This is a genomic window from Mesorhizobium sp. ISC15 (assembly GCF_037162615.1).
Taxonomy (GTDB): domain Bacteria; phylum Pseudomonadota; class Alphaproteobacteria; order Rhizobiales; family Rhizobiaceae; genus Mesorhizobium; species Mesorhizobium mediterraneum.
On sequence record NZ_JAVSPX010000001.1, the window covers coordinates 3,374,658 to 3,396,137 of the forward strand.

Sequence of the window (21,480 nt, forward strand, 5' to 3'; positions counted from 1 at the left end):
GCCGACACTTTCGCGTCGGCGGTTTCGTGGTTATCTATGACATGCGCCGTACGCCAGTGCGGCGCATGATTCATTTCAGCACTGCGAGATCCCGCCCATGATGCGTCAGTATGAGCTTGTCGAGCGCGTCCAGCGCTACAAGCCTGACGTCAACGAGGCGCTGCTCAACAAGGCCTATGTCTACGCCATGCAGAAGCATGGCCACCAGAAGCGTGCCTCCGGCGACCCTTATTTCTCGCATCCGCTCGAAGTCGCCGCCATCCTCACCGAAATGCACATGGATGAGGCGACCATCGCGGTTGCGCTGCTGCACGACACGATCGAGGACACCACGGCGACCAGGGCCGAAATCGACGAGCTGTTCGGTCCGGAAATGGGCAAGCTGGTCGAAGGCCTGACCAAGCTGAAGAAACTCGACCTCGTCTCCAAGAAGGCCGAGCAGGCGGAAAACCTGCGCAAGCTCTTGCTGGCGATCTCGGAAGACGTTCGCGTGCTGCTGGTCAAGCTTGCCGACCGCTTGCACAACATGCGCACGCTCGACCATGTGCCTGAAGCCAAGCGCCTGCGCATCGCCGAGGAAACGATGGATATCTATGCGCCGCTGGCCGGGCGCATGGGCATGCAAGGCATGCGCGAGGAGCTCGAGGAGATCGCCTTCCGCTTCATCAATCCGGAAGCCTACCGGGCTGTCACCGCGCGGCTTGCCGAAATCTTCGAGCGCAACAAGGATGTGCTGTCCGAGATCGAGAAGGCGCTGTCCGCGCTGTTCGAGAAATATGCGATCAAGGCCGAGGTCAAGAGCCGCCAGAAGAAGCCGTGGTCGGTGTTCCGCAAGATGGAAGCCAAGGCGCTGTCCTTCGAGCAACTGTCCGACATTTTCGGCTTTCGCGTCGTCGTCGATACTGTCGAGGACTGCTACCGGGCGCTCGGCGCCATCCATACGACATGGTCGATGGTGCCAGGCCGCTTCAAGGACTACATCTCGACGCCGAAGCAGAACGACTACCGTTCGATCCACACCACCATCGTCGGGCCGTCGCGCCAGCGCGTCGAGCTGCAGATCCGCACCTACCAGATGAACAAGATCGCCGAATATGGCGTTGCCGCGCATTCGATCTACAAGGACAGCGGCGGCAAGGTGAACGGCACCGCCCATGCGATCTCGAAGGAGACCAACGCCTATGCCTGGCTGCGGCGCACCATCGAGCAGCTTGCCGAAGGCGACAATCCCGAGGACTTCCTCGAAAACACCAAGCTGGAACTGTTCCAGGACCAGGTATTCTGCTTCACGCCCAAGGGCATGCTGATCGCGCTGCCGCGCGGCGCCACGCCGATCGATTTCGCCTACGCCGTGCACACCGATGTTGGCGACACCTGCGTCGGTGCCAAGGTAAACGGCCGCATCATGCCGCTGATGACCGAGCTGAAGAATGGCGACGAGGTCGAGATCATCCGTTCCAAGGCGCAGGTGCCGCCGGCGGCGTGGGAATCGGTCGTCGTCACCGGCAAGGCGCGCTCGGCGATCCGCCGCGCCACCAAGAATGCCATCCGCAAGCAATATTCGGGTCTCGGCATCCGCATACTGGAACGCGCCTTCGAGCGGTCCGGAAAGACTTTTACCAAGGAGAGCCTGAAGTCGGTGCTGCATCGGCTGGCGCGCAAGGACATCGAGGATGTGCTGGCTTCGGTCGGCCGCGGCGAACTTGCTTCCACCGATGTCATGAAAGCGGTGTTTCCCGACTACAAGGACGAGCGCGTCACGCTGGCCGCGCCCAAGCAGCGCGAGGAGGGCTGGTCGAAGATCCGCAACGCCGCCGGAATGCTGTTCCAGATTCCGGGACGCGCGGCACGCAAGGATAAGGACCAGCCAAGGGACGGCGCCGTGCCGATCCGTGGCGTCCGCGGCGACCTGCCGGTGCGCTTCGCGCCGGAAGGTGCTGTGCCCGGCGACCGCATCGTCGGCATCGTGCAGCCGGGAACCGGCATCACGATCTATCCGATCCAGTCGCCGGCGCTGCAGGCTTTCGACGACCAGCCCGAACGATGGATCGACGTGCGCTGGGACATAGACGAGCGCACCAAGGAGCGGTTTCCGGCGCGCGTCTCGGTCACCGCCATCAACGCGCCGGGCTCGCTGGCCGACATCGCGCAGGTCGTTGCATCCAACGATGCCAACATCCATACATTGTCGATGGTGCGCACCGCGCCTGATTTCACTGAAATGCTGATTGATCTCGAAGTCTGGGATCTGAAGCACCTGAACCGGCTGCTGTCGCAGCTCAAGGACAATTCGAGCGTCAGCGATGCAAGGCGCGTGAACGGCTAAAAATCACTAGCGTGCTGGAGACAAGCGTGTTGGAGACAGGGCAGAGATGAACACCGACGAAGTGCTGGGCATTTTCCGTGAAGCCGGTGCCGTTTTGGAAGGGCATTTCATCCTGACGTCGGGTTTGCGAAGCCCGGTCTTCCTGCAGAAGGCACGGGTCTTCATGCATGCCGACAAGACCGAGCGCCTGTGCAAGGCGCTGGCCGAAAAGATCCGCGCAGCTGTGTCCGGCAAGATCGACTATGTCGTCGGCCCGGCGATCGGCGGGCTGATCCCGGCCTACGAGACTTCGCGCCATCTTGGCGCACCGGCGATCTGGGTCGAGCGGGAAGGGGGCGAGTTCAGGCTCCGCCGCTTCGAGATCGCCAAGGGTTCGCGCGTCGTCATCGTCGAGGACATCGTCACCACCGGACTGTCGATCCGCGAGACCATCGATTGCCTGCGCGCGCTTGGCGCCGAGGTCGTTGCCGCCGCCTGCATCATCGACCGCTCGGCCGGCAAGACCGATGTCGGCGTGCCGTTGATAGCGCTCGCCGAATATGAGGTTCCGGCCTATCCAGCCGATAGCCTGCCGCCCGAGCTCGCCGCCATTCCGGCGATCAAGCCGGGCAGCCGCAACATATAACGGAGGCGCTGCCGTGATCGCCGGCATCGATCATTTCGTGCTGACGGTTCGCTCCGTCGATGACACCTGCGCCTTTTATCAGCGCGTGCTCGGGTTCAGGCGTCTCGACACACCGAACCTGCCGACGGCACTGCTTTTCGGAACGCAGAAGATCAACGTGCATGAGGTAGGGCGCACCTTCGAGCCCAAGGCGAAAGCGCCGACTCCGGGCACCGCAGATTTCTGCCTGGTCGCCGCCCGTCCGCTCGCCGAGATATGCGCCAGTCTGGAGGCCAATGGCGTTGCCGTCGAAGTCGGGCCGGTCGAGCGGATCGGCGCCCGTGGCCCGATGATGTCGGTCTATTTCCGCGACCCGGACGGCAACCTCGTCGAGGTCAGCGACTATGGGCTGTAGATAGCTTGCGGGTTGCTGCTGATCTCCGCGCCGAACTCGCCTCCTCAAATCCGCCGCGATTGTACTGTGTTCGAAACGGCGAAACGCCGGCGCCGCAAGGTCGCTGCAAGCGGGCGCCCGACGAGTTCCGGTTGTTCTGCGGCCGGCGTATCGCTATATCAAGGTCGTTGTTGCCTTTCGACGGCCGCAAAGCGCAAGATGTGGCTGTCACGCCCGGCCCGGGATGGTCAGAGCGGCAGCTTTGGATATCAGGACAGGAACAGAGTGCTTTTTCGACGCCGCAATCCTGATGGTTTTCTCGAGCGGGTGCGTACCTATCTGTGGCCACGCCGCTCTTTCTCGCGTTCGCTGCGATACTTTTCCAAGCGCATCCTGCGGCTGAAGGCCACTCCGCACGCCGTGGCCGCCGGTGTCGCGGCGGGCGTGTTCGCATCATTCTTTCCGCTCGGCTTTCACTTCATCATCGCCTTTGCCGTCTCTTGGCTAATCGCCGGGAATCTGGTCGCGGCAGCGCTCGGCACGGTTGTCGGCAATCCGCTGACCTTCCCGCTGCTGTGGGGCGCGTCGTGGGAGACCGGCAAGCTGGTCCTGCACGAGCGCCTGCCGGCGCATGGGCCGCCCGCGCATCTCGGCGAGATGCTGCACAATCTTTCGTTTTCGCAATTGTGGGGACCGGTGCTGAAACCGATGACCGTCGGCGCCGTGCCGCTTGGCCTGATCTTCGGCCTCTTGTTCTACGGCATCACGCGCTGGGGCATGGCCACCTTCCGCGAACAGCGGCGCATGCGCCTGGCGGACAGAGCTGGAACGGCCGGACGGGAAGTTCCTGCCGAATGATCATTGGCATCGGCAGCGACCTGATCGATATCAGACGCATCGAAAAATCGCTGGAGCGCCATGGCCAGCGCTTCATTCAGCGCATCTACACCGAGGTCGAACAGGCCCGCTCCGAAAGTCGCGGCGCCCGCGCCGCCTCCTATGCCAAGCGTTTCGCCGCCAAGGAAGCCTGCGCCAAGGCGCTGGGCACCGGTATGGCGCAAGGTGTTTTCTGGCGCGATATGGGCGTCGTCAACCTGGCCAGTGGCAAGCCGACCATGGCACTGACCGGCGGGGCGGCGGCGCAACTGGACAAAATCCTGCCTGAAGGGCACAGAGCGGCAATCCACCTCACCATCACCGACGACTTTCCGCTTGCTCAAGCCTTAGTGATCATCGAGGCGTTGCCCGTCGAAGAAGCGCCATATTGATTGCATCTGACCACCGGCATGACGTTGCCCAGCGCGCGCCGAGACTCTATACCAACCAACGCATAATCGAGGACGACATGAGCGTGGCTGAAAAATCCCAGAAGAAATCCGGCGGGCTTGGCGAAACCGTCAGCGTCATCGTCCAGGCGCTTTTGCTCGCTCTGGTCATCCGCACGCTCCTTTTTCAGCCATTTTCTATCCCGTCCGGGTCGATGCGGCCGACCTTGCTCGAAGGCGACTATCTCTTCGTCACCAAATGGTCCTATGGCTTCTCCCGCTATTCGCTGCCGTTCGGGCCGGACCTCTTTTCGGGCCGCATCTGGGGCGCCGAGCCGAAGCGCGGCGACGTGGCGGTGTTCAAGTTCCCGCCGGACCCCTCCGTCGACTACATCAAGCGCGTCGTCGGCCTGCCGGGGGACAAGATCCAGGTCAAGGACGGCCAGCTCTTCATCAACGGCGTTGGCGTGCCGCGCCAGAAGGTCGGGCAGATCGACAATCGCGACATCACCGAGGAGAGCGGGCCGGTCGACGTCTATCGTGAGACTTTGCCGAACGGCGTCAGCTATGACACGCTCGACCTGACGCCGAACTCGATCGGCGACAACACCCGCGAATTCGACGTGCCGCCCGGCCACTATTTTATGATGGGCGACAACAGGGACAATTCCTCGGACAGCCGCTTCACCGTCGGTTTTGTGCCCGACGAGAACCTGGTCGGCCGCGCCAACCTCATCTTTTTCTCGATCGGTGGCAGCGCCAGCCCGCTCGAAATCTGGAAATGGCCGTCGCTGATGCGCGCGTCGCGCCTGCTCCATTTCGTCAATTAGGATCATGGCCGCGACAAAACGGTTGACCGCGGACGCGCTCGCCAAAGCGCTCATGGAGCGCACAGGCCACGCCTTTGCCGACCACCAGCGCTTGCAGCGTGCGCTGACCCATGCCAGCGCCCGCAGCAGCCATGCCGGCATCGACTATGAGCGTTTCGAATTCCTGGGTGACCGCGTCCTCGGCCTGGTCGTCGCCGACATGCTGCTGGCGGCGTATCCGGACGCTGCCGAGGGTGAGCTTTCGCTCAGGCTCAATGCGCTGGTCAATGCCGAGGCGCTGGCGGAGATCGCCGAGGAGATCGGCCTGCCGGAGCTGATCCGTGCCGGCTCGGACGTGCGCGGCCTCGACGGACGCAAGCGCGTCAATCTACGCGCCGATGCGCTGGAATCGCTGATCGCCGTGCTCTATCTCGACGGCGGGCTGGAGGCAGCCAGCGCCTTCATCCACAAATACTGGCGGCCGCGCTCGCAGGCCATCGGTGCCGCCCGCCGCGATGCCAAGACCGAACTGCAGGAATGGGCGCATCAGGCGGCAGGCGCCGTGCCGGTCTACATAATTGACAGCCGCGAGGGACCGGACCACGATCCGCTGTTCACCATCAGCGTCAAGGTCGGCGCCTATCCGCCGGCGACCGGCAGTGGGCGCTCCAAGCGCGAGGCCGAGCAGGCCGCCGCCACCGCACTGCTGTTGCGCGAAGGCATCTGGCTAAATAAGGGGAGCGCGGCATGACCGCCACCGACGACGTCCCGCCGGCAACAGAAGCCGCCGTCACACACTCCGGCTTCGTCGCGCTGATCGGCGCGCCCAATGCGGGAAAATCGACGCTGGTCAACCAGCTGGTCGGCGCCAAGGTGTCGATCGTCACCCACAAGGTGCAGACGACGCGCGCCATCGTGCGCGGCATCGCCATCCACAACAACGCACAGATCGTTTTCGTCGACACGCCGGGCATTTTCAAGCCGAAGCGGCGATTGGACACGGCAATGGTGACGACCGCCTGGGGCGGCGCCAAGGACGCCGATATCGTGCTGTTGCTGATCGACGCCGAGCGCGGCATCAGGGGCGACGCCGACGCCATCCTCGAACGGCTGAAGGATGTCCGCCAGCCGATGGTGCTGATCCTCAACAAGGTCGACCGGGTCAAGCCCGAGGCGCTGCTGGCCCTGTCCGCGGCAGCCAACGAAAAGGTGCCCTTCAAGCGCACCTTCATGGTCTCGGCGCTAACTGGGTCGGGCTGCAAGGACCTGCTCGACTATCTCTCGGAAACCCTGCCTGCCGGCCCCTGGTATTACCCGGAAGACCAGATCTCCGATCTGCCGATGCGACAGCTGGCGGCCGAGATCACCCGCGAAAAGCTCTATCTCAGGCTGCATCAGGAACTGCCCTATTCTTCCCACATCGAAACCGAGAAATGGGAAGAGAAGAAGGACGGCTCGGTGCGCATCGACCAGACCATCTATGTCGAGCGTGACAGCCAGAAGAAGATCGTCCTCGGCCACAAGGGCGAGACGATCCGTGCCATCGGCCAGGCGGCACGCATGGAGATATCAGGTATCCTCGAACAGAAGGTGCACCTTTTCCTGTTCGTCAAGGTGCGCGAGAACTGGGGTGACGACCCCGAGCGCTATCGCGAGATGGGGCTGGAGTTTCCGCATTAGAGCATGTTCCCGAAAAGTGGGAACCGGTTTTCGGAAAAGATCATGCTCAAGCAAGAAGTCACTATCGACACAGCTCTGGTGAGCCGGCTGGTCGCCACGCAATTTCCCGCTGGAAGGATCTTGCCGTCAGGCCGGTTGCGTCAGGCGGATGGGACAACAGGACCTTTCATCCTGGAGACCACATGCTCGTGAGGTTGCCGAGTGCAGCGGCCTATGCCTTGCAGGTGGAAAAGGAACATCGCTGGCTGCCACGGCTTGCGCCCCTGCTGCCGCTGCCTGTCCCGATTCCGCTGGCGATGGGAGCCCCGGCCGACAATTATCCCTGGCATTGGTCCGTCTACCGCTGGATCGAAGGCGAGACTGCGACGCTGGAGCGTATTGCCGACCTGCCGCAGTTCGCGGCCAGCCTGGCCCAGTTCCTGTCGCCCTGCAACGGATCGATCCCGCCGGTGGGCCGGCGCCAGGGCAGCACAATTTTTTTCGCGGCGGATCACTGAGCGTTTATGACGGTGAAACCCGGCAAGCCATTGCAGTCCTCACCGGCAAGATCGACACACGTGCCGCGAGCGCGGTATGGGAAGCAGCGCTTGCCGCGACATGGCACGGCGCGCCCGTCTGGTTCCACGGTGACGTCAGTTGGGGAAACCTGTTGGTCAGGCAAGGCAACTTGAGCGCGGTGATCGACTTCGGGACTTCCGGCGTGGGCGATCCCTCATGCGATCTGGCGATTGCGTGGACACTCTTCGAAGGGAAAAGCCGAGAGGTGTTTCGCGCGGGTCTTCAGGCCGATGAGGCAACCTGGGCACGGGGCCGTGGCTGGACGTTATGGAAAGCGCTGATCACGGTCGCCGGACATATAGGCATCAATCCAGTCGAAGTTGAAAAGTCGCGACGTGTGATCGATGAAGTGCTTGCCGACCACCAGCGCGCGGACCGCCGCGGAGGGCACCCACACAGCGCCTGAAAAACTTGATTTCGCCACCGAAGCGGTGACAAGCTCCGTTCATGGAATGGCGCGACGAGGGAATCATTCTCGGCACCCGCAAGCATGGCGAAACCAGCGCCATTCTTGAGGTCATGACCCGTGCGCATGGCCGTCACCTCGGCCTCGTGCGCGGCGGCCGCTCGCGCAAGCAGCAGCCCGTTCTGCAGCCCGGCAACCGTGTCGATCTGTTGTGGCGGGCGCGGCTTGACGAGCATCTTGGCACCTTCCAGGCCGAGGCGATCGAGATGAACGCCGCCCGGCTCATCGACAGCGCCGTCGCAATCTATGGGCTGCAGACCATGGCCGCGCATCTGCGCCTATTGCCCGAGCGCGACGCCCATGGCGGCCTCTATGAGACGCTGGCCGTGATGATCGCCCACCTCGACGATGCGGATGCCGCCGGCGAGCTGGTGGCGCGTTTCGAGTTGCTGATTCTCGACGAACTCGGCTTCGGCCTCGATCTCAGCCAGTGTGCCGCGACCGGCGCCAGGCAGGACCTTGCCTATGTCTCACCGAAGTCCGGGCGTGCGGTGTCGCGCGCGGCAGGCGCGCCATGGCGCGACAAGATGCTGGTGCTCCCCGCCTTCCTGCAGCGCGGCTCCGGCCTGCGCGCCGATCCGGCGGCGATCGAGGACGCCTTCCGGCTGACCGGCTTCTTTTTTACCCGCCATGTCTACGAGCCGCGCGGCATCGAGGCTCCCGGTGCCCGCGCCGGCTTCCTCGCCGCCTTGCGCAAGCACCTCGCGCCCGGCAAAACCCTGATCGAAGAATCCGCCGCCGGAGAAATCACCAGATGAGCGAAGTGGTGCTCTATCCCGGCCGGGTCTCGCCGCTCGGCCTCGGCACCATTCCGCATGCCGACATCCTCGAATACACCGGCCTGGAATTGCTCCAGCGCATCATCGACAACAAATACCCGGCGCCGCCGATTTCCTTCCAGCTCAGTTTCGACCTGACCGAAGTGTCGGAAGGACGCGCGGTGTTCCGTGGCGTGCCGAACGAGCGCTATCTCAACCCGCTGGGTGGCGTGCATGGCGGCTGGGCCGCGACGCTGCTGGATTCGGCTCTTGCCTGCGCGGTGCAGACGCTGCTCGACAAGGGCGAGGCCTATACGACGGCGGAGTTCAAGGTGAACCTGACACGGCCGATCACGCCGAGGACCGGCGAAGTGGTGTGCGAGGGCAGGGTGGTGCATAAGGGCCGCACCCTAGCGGTCTCGGAAGCGACGCTGAAGGATGCCAACGGCAAGCTGCTGGCTTTCGGCACCGAAACATGCTCGATCTTTCCGGCCGCCAATCTGGCGGCGCGCTGACCCGGCCGGCCGTCTGGCCGCCGCATTTGTCAGTAATTACTGGCCTGGTTTGGGGGAACCGCCATGTTCGAAAGCCTGATCGGCCTAGTCGCGATCATCGCGCTGTTCGTCATTATCTCGCGCCAGCAGAGCCGCATCGGCCTGATCGAGCGCGAGCTTGGTGCGCTGCGCAGCCTCGTGCTTTCGGGCGCGCACGTGGCCCCGCCGCAGCCCAAGCCGGTAGAACAAGCCGCAAACGACAGCAAGCCAGCGGGCGCGGCAGTTGCGGCAGTGACCGACATTGCCCCGCCATCGGCGGGCGAGGCTGAGGGAAAGCCGTCCACAGAGGTGGAAGCCGGCGAGACTGCATCCGGACCGTGGGCTGCGGGCGAAGCGGCGCCGGCTGGATCTGCACCTGCGCAACCGGCCGCAGCGACGGCGAAAGCGGCTCAAAAACCCGACATTGAAACGGCGCTCGGCACCCGCTGGGCAGTCTGGGTCGGCGGCATCGCGCTGGCGCTGGGTGGCTTGTTCCTGATCCGCTACACCATTGAGGCGGGTATCTTCGGTCCCGGCGTGCGGCTGAGCATGGCAGCGATGCTCGGGCTGGTGCTGGTTGCCGTCGGCGAGTTCATCCGCCGTACCGGCTTCAGGGTGCCGGTGCAAGGCGTCGCCGGTGCCTACATTCCGGCGATCCTGACGGCGGCCGGTGCTTTCATCCTGTTCGGCACGGTCTATGCCGCGCATGGCGTTTACGGCTTCATCGGGCCGGCGCTTGCTTTCACGCTGCTCGGCGCTATCGGCGTGGCGACCATCGCAGCAGCCCTCGTCCACGGCCAGGCGCTGGCCGGCATCGGCCTGCTCGGCGCGGTGGTGACGCCGATGTTGGTCGCTTCGCAGGCGCCCAATCCCTGGGCGCTGTTCGGCTATCTCGCGATCGTGCTCGCCGCCACCAGCGTCATCGCCCGCCTGCGCGACTGGAAATTGTTGATGGCGGCAGCGTTCGTCGGCACCGGCCTCTGGACCGTTCTCTACATGACCGATGCGCCGGGCGCCAACCTGCCTGTCATCCTCTTTATCAATGCGGTGACCCTGGCCGTGCTTGCCTTCGTCTGGCTCGGCCGTCGCGGTGGCGAAGCTGAACCCGCGGGGGGCTTCGACTGGCCGTCGATCGCACCGGGCTTCTTCGTCGGCCTTTCGGCAATGGCGCTGTTCGTTGACCCGGCATACGCTGCCAGCGATGCTCTGCCGGGAGCAGCCCTTATCACAGCCCTGGTCGCAGTGGCGCTCTATAGGCCGCTGGCGCTGGCACTTCTGCATGCCGCAGGGCTGGCGACGGTGCTGGTCTATCTCGGCATCATTCCGCCAACCTCGATTGCTTCAGACCTTTCCGGCGGCCTGGGTATCGATGGTCTGACGGCGGCAATATCCGATACGCTGATGCTCAGGATCGGCATCGCACTCGGGCTTGTCTTCATCGGTGCCGGCTTCTGGGCGGCGCGCAGATTTGCAGCATCGGCTCACATCCGCGCCGCCTCATGGGCGGCATGGGGCGTTATCGCACCGCTGGTCATTTTGTTGGCGCTCTGGTTCACTTTCGGCAATCTCGACCGCGATCTTGCCTACGCGGCGGTAGCAGCCCTTCTGGTCGTGGTCTTCGCCGCCGGCGCAGAGTGGATCGCGCGGGGCGAGGAGCCGCCGCTGCAGGGCGCTGCGGCCGTCTCGTTCGCGCTTGGCGGGGCAGCAGTCGCCGCCTTGCTGATGGTCTACATGGCCTTTGGGTCCGGCTGGACCACCATCCTTCTGGGTGCTGCGGCCATCGTGCCGGCGCTGGCCACCCGCTGGCGCGCCTATCCGGTGCTTGGCTGGATTTCGGTTGGCGCTGTCATCGCGGTGCTCGGCCGTGTCGCCTTCGATCCGACAATCGTCGGCGCCGAATTCCTGTCGACGACGCCGGTGTTCAACTGGCTGCTGCCGGGATACGGCGTGCCGGCGCTCGCCTTCGGCTTTGCCGCCTGGCAACTCGCTCGCACCACCAATGGCCGCCCGCGCCTCGCCATGGAGGCGGGCGCTGCGCTGTTTGCGCTGCTCACAGTTGCCATATTGGTGCGCCACGCCATGCATGACGGCGTCATCGACACGGGTTCTGCGACGCTCGCCGAACAGGCGATCTACACGCTGATCGCCCTCGGCGCCGGCGCCATCCTGGTCGCCATCGACATGCGCTCGCCAAGCTCGGTGCTGCGCTATGGTTCGCTTGCCGCGGGCGTGGTCTCGTTCGCCTTCATCATCGTTCAGCATTTCCTGGCGCTGAACCCGCTGTTCACGGACGAATCAACCGGCCGGATCCCGGTGTTCAACCTGCTGTTCCTTGCCTATCTCTTGCCGGCCGTCGCCGCCGGGGGGCTCGCGCTCTATAGCAGAGACAAGCGGCCAAAATGGTACGCCGCGATGCTGGCGCTGGTGGCGGCACTGCTTGCCTTCGTCTATGCGACGCTGTCGGTGAGGCGGCTGTTCAAGGGCGAGTTCATCGGCCTGTGGAGCGGCCTCGGCCAGCTCGAGACCTACACCTATTCAGCCCTGTGGCTGATCATCGGCGTGGCGCTGCTCACCGCCGGTGTCTGGCTGAAGTCACAGGTGCTGCGCATCGCGTCGGCCGCGCTGATCTCGGTCGCCGTGCTGAAGGTCTTCCTCTTCGACATGTCGGAGCTGGAAGGCGTGCTGAGGGCGCTGTCCTTCATCGGCCTCGGCGCGGTGCTGATCGGCATCGGCCTGTTCTACCAGCGGCTGCTGACACGGGCGGCCAAATCCGAGCCTGGATAGTATTCAGGCCAGATCGGTTTGCAAAAAATCATTGCCCTTGTAGAGCAGGGGTACCCGGTAGGCCTTGGCACATGCATAGCTGAAGCAGTCGCCGAAGTTCAGCTTGGCGGGATGGCCGACATATCGACCGTAGTCGCGGGCGGCTTTGACTGCGAGTTCGCGAATGGCGGTATCCAGCGGAACTTCCACGGCCTTGAGTTCGGCCAGGAAGCCAATGACAATCGTTTGGCATTGATCGATCAAAGCAGGCGGTGTCGCGGCTTGATCGCCGCTTTCAGCTACAGATTTTCTGCGGGCTATCCCCAGGATCGCTTCAAACGCGGAACTCGGCGAGAAATAAAGCGTCTCGGCAGCTTCAATCCTTCTCAGCAGACGATCCGCATCTGCCTCTCTCAAAATCAGCGCAATAATGACGGAAGCATCAAGAAACATCGGGTTCCCCCCAGGCCTCGTCCATGAATTTCTTCATATCGAAGGTGGGGTCATCGGGACCAAGTGCGCTCGCGGCATCCTGATATTTTTTGATACGCTCACTCAGCGGAAGGACAGAGTTCGCTCGTTCAAGCTCGCGCTTGAGAGCGATCCGCACTGCTTCAGTCTTCGTGGGGGCCTTAATGGCGGACTGTAACTGACGAGCAAGGGCGTCAACCTCGTTATCGCGGATGTACAGTGACATATTCGATTTCTCCGGACGTATATTCCAAGTCGAATATACCAAATATATAGCTTCGAATATACATCCTTCAGGGTGCGCTTTCAACCTCAGGCTTCTCATTCATGGCGCACGGTGCCTTGATAGGTGACCCTCCAGCCCTGGCGGGAATAAACCGGTCCGCGCCAGCGTTATTGCATTGCTTGGGTGACCGGGGCGGCGGACCGCTTCGCGCCGGCCACTTGCGCCGCGCCGTGAAGGCGCGTTCAATCGGGATGAACAAGGCACCTCAGAACCAGCGGTCATGGACGCAAAGAAGGCAGCAATCCTTGGCGAAATACCGCGTCTGCGCCGTTATGCGCGCTCGCTGTTGCGCGACCGCGATTCCGCCGACGACCTGGTTCAGGACTGTCTCGAACGGGCGCTTGTGCGGCTCGACAATTGGCAGACTGGAGAAAGCCCCAGGAGGTGGCTGTTTACGATCATGCATCATTTGTTCATCGACCAGATGCGCAAGGTGAACCGGCGCGGCGAGGGAGCGATGCTGCCGCTGGAAGCGGGCGAGGCGCAGGCAGCACCTGCCGAGCAGGTGGAGAGCATCGCGTCACGCGAGATTATCGACGCATTGCAGGCGATCAGCCCCGACCGGCGCGCAGCACTCGTCATGGTCGCCATCGAAGGCTTTTCCTATGCCGAGGCCGCCAACATCCTCGGCGTGCCGGCCGGCACGCTGATGTCGCGCATCGCGCGCGGCCGTGATGAGTTGCGCGGGCTGCTGGATGACGCCGCGCGTCGCCGAGCGATAAGGATCGTCGAGAAATGACCCGGCACGATTTTTCCGAACGCGACATCCATATGGCCCTCGATGGCGAGTTGCCGGTTGACGAGCACGTGGCTTATGATGCTTGGCTCGATGCCAATCCCGAAATGAAGGCGAGGGGCGCCCGCTATGTCGCCGACCGCGCAGCGCTGCGCGCCGCCTTCGCTGGCGTGCTCGACGAGCCGGTGCCGGCGCGGTTGCAGAAGGTCGTGTTCGGTGAGGCGCCGGTCAAGGCGGCAGTATCGCGCTCGCGCTGGTGGCTTGCGGCCGCCGCAGCCGCGGTGCTGGCCATTGGCGGTGTTGGCGGTTACGTCGCAGGCATCGGCCATTTTGGTCTGGAAGACCCGGCCAAGGACCAACTCGCAGAGCAGGCGATCGCAGCCCATGTCATCTATGCCGCCGAAAAACGGCATGCGGTGGAAGTGCCCGCCAGCGACAAGGATCATCTGCAGACCTGGCTGTCCAATAGGGTCGGCCTGAAGCTGGTCGCACCGGATCTGGCGGCGCAAGGATTTCAACTCGTCGGCGGCCGGCTGTTGCCTGCAGGTGAGAACAAGGCCGCGATGCTGCTTTATGAAGACGACAAGGGCGAGCGCATCTCGCTGTTCGTCACGGCTGAATCGGCCGAGAAGGCCAAGGGCACTTATGGGTCGGAAGAAGGCGGCCCCGAGGCGATTTACTGGCTGGACAAGGGCTATGGCTGCGCCGTCGTCGGCTCGCTGCCGCGCGCGCAGATGACTGCGGTGGCGAAGAGCGCCTACAGCCAGCTTCTGGCCGGGCTGGCCAGCTGAACCGCGCCTGTTTTCCGAAGCTGGCCCACGGTCGAAACAGCGATCCCGTTCAAGCCCTTGCACTGATCTACAGGGCCACGTGTCCTCATGCGCCGGGCCGAAACTGTCACAATTCGGCCCGAATCGAGGTGCGATAGCGCTTGACGGATGCTGGCGCTTCGGCTGGTGTTATCGACGTTTCGACCAGGGCCTTCTCCACAACCCAATCGAGGTTTTCTGAGCCCGCATGCCTGCCGAGATTCGCACGGCCCGCGCGTCCGACGTCGATGACCTCGCCGTCATCGAGAAGGCTGTTTTTGCGACCGATCGCATTTCCCGCCGCTCCTTTCGCCAGTTGATCGAACGCGAAAGCGCCGAGCTGCTGGTCGCCGAAAACGACGGCCGCGTCGCCGGCTATGCGGTCGTGCTGTTCCGCAAAGGCAGCGGCGTCGCGCGGCTATATTCCATCGCCATCGGCCCTTTTTTCGGCGGGCTCGGCATTGGCCGCATGCTGCTGGCATCGGCGGAAGAGACCGCCTTCAAGCACGACCGCATGATGCTGCGCCTAGAGGTGCGCGAGGACAACAGCCGAGCCATCCGCATCTACGAGCAGAGCGGCTACCGCAAGATCGGCCGCGAACCGGGCTATTACGAGGACGGCGCCACGGCGCTGCGCTACGAAAAGACCTTGCGTGGCGACATTCCGGTCGCCACCAAGGTGCCGTTCTATCAGCAGACCTGCGAATTCACCTGCGGCCCATGCTGCCTGATGATGGCGATGGCCAATTTCGATCCCGGCTTCGTGCCCGATCCGGTCATGGAGATCCGCTTGTGGCGTGAGGCGACGACTGTTTTCATGATGTCGGGGCCGGGCGGCTGCGAGCCGTTCGGTCTCGCCGTTGCCGGTCACGAAAGCGGGCTCTCTGCCGAGATATATGTATCCTTCCATGGCGCGCTGTTCCTGCAGTCGGTGCGCAGCCAAGACAAGCGCCGGGTCATGGAACTGGCGCAGGTCGACTTTCGCTGGCGCGCGGAACGTTACGGCATCCCGGTGAATTACCGTCCATTCGCCATCGACGATATCCGCACCGCGATCGCAGAAGGAAAACTGGTGTTGGTCCTGATCAGCGGCTTCCTGATGTTCGGCAAGAAGGTTCCGCACTGGGTGCTGGCCATCGGCGACGATGGCGACCATATCCTGATCCACGATCCCTGGGTCGAGGACGAGAGACAGGAAACCATCCTTGATGCCGCCAACATTCCCGTGCCTTACGGCATCTTCATGAACATGGCGCAGTTCGGCCGCGACGGATTGCGTGCCGCCATCACCCTCGGAAAGCGCGACAGACAATGACCTGGGTCATCCTTACCGGCAGGCAGAGCGATCTCGATCAGGTGGCGACACCGCACAAGATCATCACCAACCGCGATTATCTTGCGCATCCGGCGCTGTTTCGCGGCCAGCGGCCGAAGGTCATCAACCTGTCGAACAATTACGGCTATCAGAGCCGCGGCTACTATGCCTCGCTGCTCGCCGGCTCGCGCGGCCACAAGGTGATCCCGACGGTTGAGACGATGATCGACCTGTCCGAGCGCAAGCTCTACGAGCACGCACTGCCGGAGCTGGAATTGGCGCTCAACAAATGCCGCAAGGATCTGGGCGGCGCCTTTCCGCAAAAGGTCTGCATCTTCTTCGGCATCGGCCCGTCGAGGATATGGGATCGCTTCGCCAAGCTTCTGTTCGACTGGTTCCGAGCGCCGGCGCTGGAGGTCCACGTCACGGACAGCGCCGAATGGGCGTCGATCCGCAAGATCGGCTTCCATCCGCTGGCCAGAATGACCGAGGAGGAAGAGAAGCGCTTCCTTCAGTGCCTTGAGACCTACACCAACCGCGAATGGCGCGACACCAAGGGCCGCACGCCGGCACGCTACACCTTCGCCACGCTGGTCGACCCACATGAGGAACTGCCGCCGTCGGAGATTTCGTCGCTGCGCTATTGGGCCAGGATCGCCGAAAAGATGGGCGTCGAAATCGAGCCGATTACCAAGAAGGATCTGGCCAAGCTCGCCAATTACGACGCACTGTTCATCCGCGAGACCACCTCGATCTCCAACCATACCTACCGTTTCGCCCGCCGCGCCCAGCAGGAGGGCATGCCGGTCATCGACGATCCGCTGTCGATGATCCGCTGCACCAACAAGGTCTATCTCAACGAGTTGATGACCTACAACAAGGTGCCGGTGCCGCCGACGGTGATGATCGCCGGCACGTCCGACCTTGAGGTGGCGGCGCAGACGCTGGGTTTCCCGCTGGTGCTGAAGATCCCGGACTCGTCGTTTTCGCGTGGCGTCAAGAAATGCGAGACCTTCGAGGAGCTGAAGATGCTGGCCACCGAATGGCTGGAGGATTCTGACCTTTTGATCGCGCAGAAATTCATTCCGACCGAATATGACTGGCGGGTCGGCGTGCTCGGCGGCCAACCGCTGTTTGCCGTGCACTATCTGATGGCCAAGAAGCACTGGCAGATCGTCAACCACAAGGCCAACGGCAAGCCCGACCAGGGCGGCATCAAGACCTTCACGCTGAAGGAGGCGCCGGCCCATGTCGTGGAGACGGCGGTGAGGGCGGCGCGGTGTATTGGCGACGGTCTCTATGGCGTCGACCTCAAGGAGACCAACGATGGCGTCTTCGTCATCGAGGTCAACGACAATCCCAACCTCGACCACGGCTGGGAGGACTCTGGCGAAAAGGACGAAGTCTGGGTGCGGCTGACGCAGTGGTTCCTGGAACGGCTCGACCGGCCTGGGCGATAATCCGAGTAGGGGACAAAAATGCTGTTTTTCGTGACCGAGGATTTTCGCGGCTGCGACCGCAAGGAGATCTATCGTCGCTTCCGCGACCAGGGCCGGCCGCATGACCCCCAAAATCGGAATCGATTTTGGGAAAGGATCATGCGCAAAATCAAAGTGCTACAGCGTCCTTTGCGCGTCCAATTGGACGCGCGGCGCTGTAGTGCCGGACGCGCTTCTCGTGCACCACAGCTGGATCGCGGCGGATATGAGTCGCTGCTTCCTGCTGGTGGAGGCCGATGACGTCACACTCCTGCAGCGGTGGGTCGTCGAATGGGCGGATCTGGTCGAATTCGAGATCGTTCCCGTTGCGACGAACAAGGACATGGTGGAGGCATTGAGCGGACACCTCTGACCCGGCGGGAACCTCCGGGCTCGCCGAGAAATATGTATCGAAGCATTGCGCTGATGGCGGGTGTCTGACGTCGAGCTGATGACTGGCTCGGCCTGTCGCACTCAGCCTGATTGCCTGATCGCCGCGCGCGACCCCAGCAAGCGAGCGATATCCGCCGACTTCGACGGTATGCCTATCAGGTAACCTTGGGCCTCGACACAGCCTTCCTTTCTCAGGAACTCGAGTTGCGCTTCGGTTTCGACGCCTTCGGCGGTGACGGTCGTTCCGAGCTGCGCACCGAGCCCGATGACCGTGCGCACGATCGCGGCCGTGTCGCGGTTGTCGATGTCGCGGATAAAGGAGCGGTCGATCTTGATCTTGTCGACCGGGAAGCGGCGGAGATAGCCGAGCGACGAATACCCGATGCCGAAATCGTCCAGCGCGATACGGACGCCGAGATCGCGCAACTGCCTGAGCGTCTTGAGCACTGTATCGCTCTCGTCCATCAGCACTGTTTCGGTGATTTCCAGTTCAAGCCGATTGGCCGGCACGCCGGAAAATGCCAGCGCGGAGATGACGCTGCGGGCAAAGGTGCCGCTTTTGATCTGCACAGCCGAGACATTGACCGCGATACGCAGCCCATGCGGCCAGCCCGCCGCAACCGTGCAGGCTTTCCTCAGGGCCCATTCTCCCAACGGCACGATCAGTCCAATCTCTTCGGCGACTGGGATGAAGTCGTCTGGCGGCACCAAGCCGCGTGCCGGCGAGTGCCACCGCATCAGGGCTTCGGCGCCGACGATTTCGCCAGAGGCGATGTTCATGATGGGTTGGAAATCGAGCTCGAATTCCCGCCGCCGCAGCGCTGCCTCCAGATCGGTTTCGAGCGCGCGTCGTGCCCGCACCATCGCATCCATGCCGGGCTCGAAGAAGCGATAGACGTTGCGTCCTTGGCTTTTCGCCCTGTAGAGGGCCATGTCGGCGTTTTTCAGCAGCGTGTCCGCATCCCTGCCGTCATCGGGGGAAAGGGCGATGCCCACGCTGATGCCGACATGCATGTCGCGGCTTTTGTCGCGAAAGGGTTTTCCGATGATGTCGACGATGCGTTTTGCCAGTTTTTCCGCATCGCCAGCACCTTTGGGATTGAACTGGATGATGACGAACTCGTCGCCTCCGAAACGAGCGACCACATCCGTTTCGTTGCGTAGGCAACGTTGCAGCCGCTCGGCCACGCATTTCAGCAGCCAGTCGCCCGCCGGGTGCCCCCAGGTGTCGTTGACGGCCTTGAAGCGGTCGAGGTCCAGAGAGAATATCGCCAGGTTCGTGGCCTCGCCCAAGGCCTGGTCGAGCCGTTCGCGGAACATCGAGCGATTGGGCAGGTTGGTCAGAGTGTCGTGATGCGCAAGGTGGGTCATGCGCTCTTCGACGCGCCTGCGCTCGGTGACGTCGTCGAACGTTGCGACCCAGCCGCCGCCACTCATCGGCTGCCGCACCACCAAAAGGGTCCTGCCATCGGCAAGATGGCGGTAGGTCGACCGCATTTCCCCGGCTTGAAGGCAGGCTGCGGTTTTCGAGATTTCGCCGTCGATATCGATTTCTGCATAGATACCCAGGCGGGCGAGCTGCTCGAGCGCGTCGCGGTGGCTCATGCCAAGCGGAAAATCGGCCGGCGTCACGTGGTAGAGTTCCAGGAAACGTTCGTTGCGGACGATCAGCCTGCCGTCGGCATCATACATCAAAAGGCCTTGCGACATGTTGGCCAGTGCTGCGTCGAAGCGGCGGTGCTGCTCCTTCAGCTCCTGCTCGGCACGCCGTTGCTCGGTAATGTCCTCATAGATCGAAACCCAGCCACCCGAAGCCAGCGGCCGGTGCGAGATGTTGATAATGCGGCCATCCGACAGCGTTTCTTCGTAGGTCGAGGGTTTCGCCCGGTCGATGTAGGGCTTGCGGATGGCGTAGAGTTCTTCGGCGCTGTGCGAGGCGACACCGATGTCGACGCTGTGCTGAAGGATGTCGAAAAACCGGATGCCGGGCTGCACGATCTCGGCGTTGAGGCAGAAGATGCTGATATAATTGCCGTTGCAGATGATCATGCGCTCGTCGGCATCGAACATGCACAAGCCATGCGACATGTTCTCGACGGCGGCCGAAAAACGATCATTCTGCTTACGCAGTTCGTCCTCTATCCGCGGCAGGCCTACGCCTTCGGCCCTCCGTCCGCGGACGGGCGAACCAGCCTTGACATGAGCGACGGACATGAGGCGTGCCTGCAGACCGTGATCGAACACGGCACTGTTATCCCTTCTGGTTAATTTACCGTTTTTCAGTCGGCGGGCTGCACCGTTTGGCGCCGTGATTTCTCGATGGTCGCATACCGTTTGAGGAACGCGTCTTGCGCCCAGGTCACCGAACGCGGGGTGAAATCGAAGCGGTCGGCATTGAACCCGCGCGGCCGGCCGAAGAATTCGGTCGCCTCGGCGGTCGAAAAGCCGGCAAGCATTGTCGCCTCGAAATAGGCGGCGATCTGGTCGGCGCGCTTGATCTCCTTGCGCAGCTCTGCATCTGGTTCGACCGGCAGCGAAAAGCGCAGGTGGATGGCGCGCTGCAGCCTCAGTTCGCACTCCTTGTAGCTGCCGCCCATCACCGATTTGAACGGTGAGATCATATCGCCGATGACATATTCCGGCGCGTCGTGCAGCAAAGCCGCCAGCCGCGCGTCGGCCGGGGCGTCCGGCACCAGCTCGCCGAAAAGCGCCTCGACCAGCAGCGAATGCTGGGCCACGGAAAAGGCGTGGTCGCCGCTGGTCTGGCCGTTCCAGCGGGCGACGCGGGCAAGCCCATGGGCGATGTCCGAAATCTCGATGTCGAGCGGCGAGGGGTCGAGCAGATCGAGCCGCCGGCCTGACAGCATGCGCTGCCAGGCGCGCGGCGGCGCGCCTGGACGGTCGGCCGCCATCAGGCCCCCTCCGCGCCGACGGGTTCCTGCGGAAAAGTGAACTTCGCCCAGGCGGGGATGGTGAGCGACACGAGGACATCATCCGCCATGATCGGTTGGCCGGCGTCGAGCGCTGCCTTGACCCGGTCGATGCGGGCGATGGCGAGGCCTGTCGTGCCCGCTGTGGAGCCAAGCGTGCCGACCGGCCGCCCGGCAACTGTCAGTTCGGTGCCAGGAGCGGGCAGGGGGCGTTCGGCCGAAACGATCAACACCCGCCGTCTGGCGGTGCCGCGATGCTGCATGCGCGAGACCACCTCTTGGCCGACATAGCAGCCCTTCCTGAGGCCGACGCCGCCGGTTTCGTCGAGCAGCACATCATGCGGAAAGGCGTCGCCGAGCTGGTAGTCGCTGCCGCTCTCGGCAATGCCATGGGCGATACGCAAGGCCTGCCATCCGGGAAGGTCGCCATCGTCTGCACCGCCGCCATGGAAGCGGCTGACCGCCACATCGAGGAACCGTGCATCGGCAATCGGCGTTGAATCAAGTTGTGAAGCGGTTGAATCATCTCCCCACGCAACAGTGACAAGTGCCTGATCGGTCTTGGCAATCTCGACCTTGGCGCGCAACTTGTAGAGCATCAGCCGGCGCATGAAATCGTCGGCGATGTCAGATCGGCATTCGAGGCGGAAGGTATTCTCGCCGGCCCGCGAGATCAGGAAGTCGAACAGTATTTTGCCTTGCGGCGTTAGAAGCGCCCCCGGCCTTGCCTCGCCAGCAGCCAGTGTGTCGAGGTCAGTGGTGAGGATGTTCTGCAGGAAATGCTCGGCATCCGGGCCTGACACGGAAACGAGTGCGCGGTCTTTCAACTGGGCAAAGGGCATGGGCGGAAAAGAACCTGATCTTGCAAAACGGTTGGCCTTTACGTAAGCCGCTCACACTCCCCCC

The 21,480-nt window shown here is 63.1% G+C and carries 21 protein-coding genes and 1 pseudogene; 17 read left to right on the forward strand and 5 right to left on the reverse strand.

Going from position 1 to position 21,480, the window contains the following annotated elements; genetic code table 11:
- The first annotated feature begins 97 nt into the window (after positions 1–97).
- From RPG13_RS16095 to RPG13_RS16150, 12 genes and pseudogenes are all read left to right on the forward strand, one after another.
- Positions 98–2,326, forward strand: a complete 2,229-nt coding sequence (locus RPG13_RS16095) for a RelA/SpoT family protein (protein ID WP_095483136.1) — start codon at positions 98–100, stop codon at positions 2,324–2,326.
- Between the two features lie 46 nt (positions 2,327–2,372).
- Positions 2,373–2,951, forward strand: coding sequence for an orotate phosphoribosyltransferase (gene pyrE, locus RPG13_RS16100; protein WP_095483137.1), 579 nt, complete (start codon positions 2,373–2,375; stop codon positions 2,949–2,951).
- Between the two features lie 13 nt (positions 2,952–2,964).
- The gene (locus RPG13_RS16105) at positions 2,965–3,345 is read left to right on the forward strand and encodes a VOC family protein (RefSeq protein WP_206072912.1); all 381 of its coding nucleotides are present in this window, start codon (positions 2,965–2,967) and stop codon (positions 3,343–3,345) included.
- A 264-nt stretch (positions 3,346–3,609) separates the two neighbouring features.
- On the forward strand, positions 3,610–4,182 hold the full coding sequence (locus RPG13_RS16110) for a DUF2062 domain-containing protein (protein ID WP_095483139.1): 573 nt from the start codon (positions 3,610–3,612) through the stop codon (positions 4,180–4,182).
- The gene (acpS, locus tag RPG13_RS16115; RefSeq protein WP_337125476.1) at positions 4,179–4,592 is read left to right on the forward strand and encodes a holo-ACP synthase; all 414 of its coding nucleotides are present in this window, start codon (positions 4,179–4,181) and stop codon (positions 4,590–4,592) included. Before RPG13_RS16110 ends, acpS begins: the two co-directional genes overlap by 4 nt.
- A 77-nt stretch (positions 4,593–4,669) precedes the next feature.
- A complete protein-coding gene (gene lepB, locus RPG13_RS16120) occupies positions 4,670–5,419 on the forward strand; it encodes a signal peptidase I (RefSeq protein ID WP_095483289.1) in 750 nt (249 codons plus the stop codon).
- 4 nt (positions 5,420–5,423) lie between these two features.
- Positions 5,424–6,149: a ribonuclease III gene (gene rnc / locus RPG13_RS16125; RefSeq protein ID WP_095483141.1), complete on the forward strand. Its 726-nt coding sequence runs from the start codon at positions 5,424–5,426 to the stop codon at positions 6,147–6,149.
- Entirely contained in the window at positions 6,146–7,078 is a 933-nt protein-coding gene (gene era, locus RPG13_RS16130; protein WP_095483142.1) for a GTPase Era, read from the forward strand. Before rnc ends, era begins: the two co-directional genes overlap by 4 nt.
- 42 nt (positions 7,079–7,120) lie before the next feature.
- Positions 7,121–8,042, forward strand: a pseudogene (locus RPG13_RS16135) (aminoglycoside phosphotransferase family protein).
- Positions 8,043–8,083: 41 nt separating this feature from the next.
- Positions 8,084–8,860 (forward strand): DNA repair protein RecO, encoded by a 777-nt coding sequence (gene recO, locus RPG13_RS16140; protein ID WP_292650312.1) that lies wholly within the window; start codon positions 8,084–8,086, stop codon positions 8,858–8,860.
- Positions 8,857–9,375 (forward strand): PaaI family thioesterase, encoded by a 519-nt coding sequence (locus RPG13_RS16145; protein WP_292650314.1) that lies wholly within the window; start codon positions 8,857–8,859, stop codon positions 9,373–9,375. The genes recO and RPG13_RS16145 overlap by 4 nt, the downstream gene beginning before the upstream one ends.
- Before the next feature lie 63 nt (positions 9,376–9,438).
- Positions 9,439–12,177, forward strand: coding sequence for a DUF2339 domain-containing protein (locus RPG13_RS16150; RefSeq protein ID WP_337125477.1), 2,739 nt, complete (start codon positions 9,439–9,441; stop codon positions 12,175–12,177).
- Between the two features lie 3 nt (positions 12,178–12,180).
- Here RPG13_RS16150 and RPG13_RS16155 read toward each other — a convergent pair whose 3' ends face one another.
- Positions 12,181–12,609, reverse strand: a complete 429-nt coding sequence (locus RPG13_RS16155) for a type II toxin-antitoxin system VapC family toxin (protein WP_292503348.1) — start codon at positions 12,607–12,609, stop codon at positions 12,181–12,183.
- Positions 12,599–12,853, reverse strand: a complete 255-nt coding sequence (locus RPG13_RS16160; protein ID WP_292216872.1) for a type II toxin-antitoxin system VapB family antitoxin — start codon at positions 12,851–12,853, stop codon at positions 12,599–12,601. Before RPG13_RS16160 ends, RPG13_RS16155 begins: the two co-directional genes overlap by 11 nt.
- A 280-nt stretch (positions 12,854–13,133) precedes the next feature.
- Here RPG13_RS16160 and RPG13_RS16165 point away from each other — a divergent pair, with 280 nt between their 5' ends.
- The 5 genes from RPG13_RS16165 to RPG13_RS16185 all read left to right on the forward strand — a co-directional run bounded on the left by RPG13_RS16165 (position 13,134) and on the right by RPG13_RS16185 (position 17,624).
- A complete protein-coding gene (locus RPG13_RS16165; RefSeq protein WP_095483148.1) occupies positions 13,134–13,652 on the forward strand; it encodes an RNA polymerase sigma factor in 519 nt (172 codons plus the stop codon).
- Positions 13,649–14,440 carry an anti-sigma factor family protein gene (locus RPG13_RS16170; RefSeq protein WP_292503349.1) on the forward strand — a complete coding sequence of 264 codons (792 nt, stop codon included), beginning with the start codon at positions 13,649–13,651 and terminating at the stop codon, positions 14,438–14,440. Before RPG13_RS16165 ends, RPG13_RS16170 begins: the two co-directional genes overlap by 4 nt.
- A gap of 226 nt (positions 14,441–14,666) precedes the next feature.
- Positions 14,667–15,773 (forward strand): peptidase C39 family protein, encoded by a 1,107-nt coding sequence (locus RPG13_RS16175; protein WP_337125478.1) that lies wholly within the window; start codon positions 14,667–14,669, stop codon positions 15,771–15,773.
- Positions 15,770–17,233: a RimK family protein gene (locus RPG13_RS16180; RefSeq protein ID WP_337125479.1), complete on the forward strand. Its 1,464-nt coding sequence runs from the start codon at positions 15,770–15,772 to the stop codon at positions 17,231–17,233. The genes RPG13_RS16175 and RPG13_RS16180 overlap by 4 nt, the downstream gene beginning before the upstream one ends.
- Before the next feature lie 100 nt (positions 17,234–17,333).
- Positions 17,334–17,624 (forward strand): DUF3303 domain-containing protein, encoded by a 291-nt coding sequence (locus tag RPG13_RS16185; protein WP_245329753.1) that lies wholly within the window; start codon positions 17,334–17,336, stop codon positions 17,622–17,624.
- 101 nt (positions 17,625–17,725) lie between these two features.
- On the opposite strand, the gene RPG13_RS16190 is transcribed toward RPG13_RS16185, so the two are convergent.
- From RPG13_RS16190 to ygfZ, 3 genes are all read right to left on the reverse strand, one after another.
- Positions 17,726–19,858 carry a putative bifunctional diguanylate cyclase/phosphodiesterase gene (locus RPG13_RS16190; protein ID WP_337125480.1) on the reverse strand — a complete coding sequence of 711 codons (2,133 nt, stop codon included), beginning with the start codon at positions 19,856–19,858 and terminating at the stop codon, positions 17,726–17,728.
- Between the two features lie 65 nt (positions 19,859–19,923).
- On the reverse strand, positions 19,924–20,556 hold the full coding sequence (locus tag RPG13_RS16195; RefSeq protein WP_337125481.1) for an HD family hydrolase: 633 nt from the start codon (positions 20,554–20,556) through the stop codon (positions 19,924–19,926).
- A complete protein-coding gene (ygfZ, locus tag RPG13_RS16200; protein ID WP_337125482.1) occupies positions 20,556–21,416 on the reverse strand; it encodes a CAF17-like 4Fe-4S cluster assembly/insertion protein YgfZ in 861 nt (286 codons plus the stop codon). Before ygfZ ends, RPG13_RS16195 begins: the two co-directional genes overlap by 1 nt.
- Positions 21,417–21,480 lie beyond the last annotated feature (64 nt).